Source organism: Streptomyces sp. 13-12-16, from assembly GCF_002114215.1.
GTDB lineage: Bacteria > Actinomycetota > Actinomycetes > Streptomycetales > Streptomycetaceae > Streptomyces.
The window spans coordinates 1-3,158 of sequence record NZ_NCTE01000680.1 but is presented as its reverse complement, the minus strand read 5'-3'; the positions used below and the strand labels follow the sequence as shown (position 1 = coordinate 3,158).

At 74.7% G+C, this 3,158-nt stretch carries 3 protein-coding genes; 1 reads left to right on the top strand and 2 read right to left on the bottom strand.

Features of this window, described 5'->3' with window-relative positions; genetic code table 11:
* Both B7767_RS25860 and B7767_RS25855 read right to left on the bottom strand, forming a co-directional pair.
* Positions 1–1,755 (bottom strand): molybdopterin oxidoreductase family protein (locus B7767_RS25860; RefSeq protein ID WP_107486329.1); only part of this gene is annotated, 1,755 nt, incomplete at its 3' end.
* Positions 1,756–1,853: 98 nt separating this feature from the next.
* Positions 1,854–2,555 carry a vancomycin high temperature exclusion protein gene (locus B7767_RS25855; RefSeq protein ID WP_085574295.1) on the bottom strand — a complete coding sequence of 234 codons (702 nt, stop codon included), beginning with the start codon at positions 2,553–2,555 and terminating at the stop codon, positions 1,854–1,856.
* A 211-nt stretch (positions 2,556–2,766) separates the two neighbouring features.
* Here B7767_RS25855 and B7767_RS25850 point away from each other — a divergent pair.
* Positions 2,767–3,158, top strand: a 392-nt coding sequence (locus B7767_RS25850) for a sirohydrochlorin chelatase (protein WP_179167287.1), incomplete at its 3' end; no start/stop codon positions are given.

The following is a 3,158-nucleotide window of genomic DNA, read 5'->3' as shown; positions in this document are numbered from 1 at the left end:
GCCGTCGGCGGTGCCGGGCCGGCCGGTGCCGTCGGCACCGCGAGGATCGGCCCCGGCCCCGGCCCCGGTGCCGACCCCGGTCCCGGTCTCCGTGCCGGTTCCGGGTCCGCCCGCGTCCAGCGGGCCGTCCGTCGGTGCCGGGCACGGCCAGAACACGCCGTTCTCCTCCGCCAGCCTCCGGTAGGTGATCCCCGAGTAGTCCGCGGGCCCGCCCGCGCTGGCCCGGCGCAGCTCCTCGAAGACCTCCTCGGGGTCGGTCGGGAAGCCCTTCTCCAGGTTCCGGTCGCCGCCCAGCCGCGCGGCCAGCTCGTGCATGACCTCCAGGTCGCTGCGGACGCCCTCCGGCGGCGTGATCGCGCGCCGCCGCAGCAGCACCCTGCCCTCCAGGTTCGTCGTCGTCCCCGTCTCCTCCGCCCACTGCGTCACCGGCAGGACGACATCGGCGAGCGCGGCCGTCTCCGACAGCACCACGTCGCACACCGCCAGGAAGTCCAGTGAGCGGATCCGCTCCTCGACGTGCGCGGCGCGCGGTGCCGACACCACCGGGTTGGAGCCCATCAGCAGCAGCGAGCGGATGTCCGTACCGAGCGCGTCCAGCAGCTCGTACGCACTGCGCCCCGGCCCCGGCAGCGAGTCGGGGTCCACGCCCCACACCTCGGCGACGTGCGCCCGTGCCGCCGGATCCGTCAGCTTGCGGTAGCCGGGCAACTGGTCGGCCTTCTGGCCGTGTTCACGCCCGCCCTGTCCGTTGCCCTGCCCGGTCAGGCACCCGTACCCGGACAGCGGCCGGCCCGCCCGCCCCGTCGCCAGGCACAGGTTGATCCACGCGCCCACCGTGTCCGTGCCCTTGGACTGCTGCTCGGGTCCGCGCGCGGTGAGCACCATCGCGGCCTCCGGCTCGCAGAACATCCGTACGGCCTCCCGCAGTTCGGGGACGGGCACGCCGGTGATGCGCTCCACGTACTCCGGCCAGTGCGCCATCGCGGCGGCCCGGGTCTCCTCCCAGCCGCTGGTGCGCTCCCGGATGTACGCCTCGTCGGTGCGCCCCTCGGCGACGACCAGGTGCAGCAGACCCAGCGCCAGCGCGAGATCGGTGCCGGGACGCGGCGCCAGGTGCAGATCGGCCTGCTCGGCGGTCTTCGTGCGGCGCGGGTCCACGACGATCAGCGTGCCGCCGTTCTCCCTCAGCTCGGTGAAGTACCGCAGCGACGGCGGCATGGTCTCCGCCGGGTTCGACCCGACCAGGATCACGCAGCCGGTCCTCGGGACGTCCTCCAGCGGGAACGGCAGCCCGCGGTCGAGACCGAACGCCCTGCCGCCCGCCGCCGCGGCCGACGACATGCAGAACCGTCCGTTGTAGTCGATCTGGGAGGTCCCCAGCACCACCCGGGCGAACTTCCCCAGGCTGTACGCCTTCTCGTTGGTCAGCCCGCCCCCGCCGAACACCCCGACCGCGTCCGCCCCGTACTCCGCACGCGTCCGCCCGAGCCCCCCGGCGACCCGCGCCAGCGCCTCCTCCCAGGAGGCCGGCACCAGCGCGCCCCCCTCGGACCGCACCAGCGGCGAGGTCAGCCGCACGCTCGACGACAGCACGGCGGGCGCCGTGCGCCCCTTCCCGCACAGCGCCCCCCGGTTCACCGGGAAGTCCGCGCGCTCACTCACCTCGACGGCTCTCCCGTCGGGGGCCGGCGTCAGATTCATCCCGCACTGCAGGGCGCAGTAGGGGCAGTGCGTGGGCGTCACGGTGTCTCGCATGCGACCAGGCTGCGTCCCCGGTGTTACGCACCGCACCGGCCGTTGTTACACGCCGGGTACGGCGACCTCCCCGCCGGCCGTACCCCGCGGTGAGGGGTTCACCCGGCGCTCCGCGCGGACGCCTCCTCGAGCGCCCGCCCCACCCCCGGCTCCCTCGGCCCGAGGAAGCGCGGGTCCGGGCGGAAGGCGGCGTCCAGTGCCGCCTTGCCCGCCGCGAACAGTTCCCGGACGGTTCCGTAGTACCAGGTGACGTCGTGGCGGTCGTCCACGCCGATGCCGTACGAGGTGACGCCGGCCGTCTCGCACAGGGCCACCGCGCGGCGGATGTGGAAGCCCTGGCTGATCAGCACCGCGCGGTCCACGCCGAAGACCTTCTTCGCGCGGACGCAGGAGTCCCAGGTGTCGAAGCCCGCGTAGTCGCTGACGATCCGCGTGCCGGGGACGCCGTGCCGGGTGAGGTAGGCGCGCATCGCGTCCGGCTCGTCGTACTCCTCGCGGCTGTTGTCGCCGGTGACCAGGACCACCTCGATCCGCCCCGCGCGGTACAGCTCCACCGCCGCGTCCAGCCGGTGCGCGAGATACGGCGAGGGCTCCCCGTCCCACAGGCCCGCGCCGAAGACCACGGCGACGTCGGTGCGCGGCACGTCGGCGGTGGTGCGCAGCCGGTCGTCCGTCGTCACGCGCAGCCAGGTCGCCGGCAGCAGCGCCAGCACGCACACCGTCACCACCGCCCGCACCAGCCGCCGCCGCCCCGTACGGGTACGCGGCAGACGCGGACGGCGGACTTCGAAACGGCGCATCGGACGGGCCCTCCCCGGTCGGTCCTCGACCGTGAGAGACGCCTCGCCGAGCCTTCCGGTTCACGTCACGCACTGTGACCGGCTTCACGGTCGGCGCGAACCCCCGGGCCGAACCGCCTCACACCCGCCGCCGTCCACATGGTGAACCGCGGGAAAACACCCGTCACGCCCGCGCAACGGGAAGGCAACGTGCCGCGTCCACCATCGGTGCATGACGACGTACACCACGAACCCTCCCGCCCTCGTCGTCGTGGCCCACGGCAGCCGCGACCCGCGCGCGCTGAGCACCGTACGGCAGCTCCTGGACCGCGTCCGCGCACTGCGGCCGGGCCTGCCCGTGCACCTGGGCCACATCGAGCTGAACGCGCCCCTGCTCCCCGACACCCTCGCCGAGCTGGACGCGCACGGCACCGGCGCCGCCGTCCTCGTACCGCTGCTGCTCAGCCGGGGCTACCACGTCAAGCGGGACATCCCCGAGATGGCCGCCGGGGCACGGCTGCACGCGCGCGTGGCCGCGCCGCTCGGCCCGCACCCCCTGCTCGTGGACGCCCTGCACGCCCGCCTCACCGAGGCCGGCTGGCGCACCCCGGCGGACGGGGTGAC

What these genes read in the sequence shown, in the direction of transcription:
- B7767_RS25855 (WP_085574295.1), bottom strand. Translation starts at nt 2,555, where the DNA reads ATGCGCCGTTTCGAAGTCCGCCGTCCGCGTCTGCCGCGTACCCGTACG.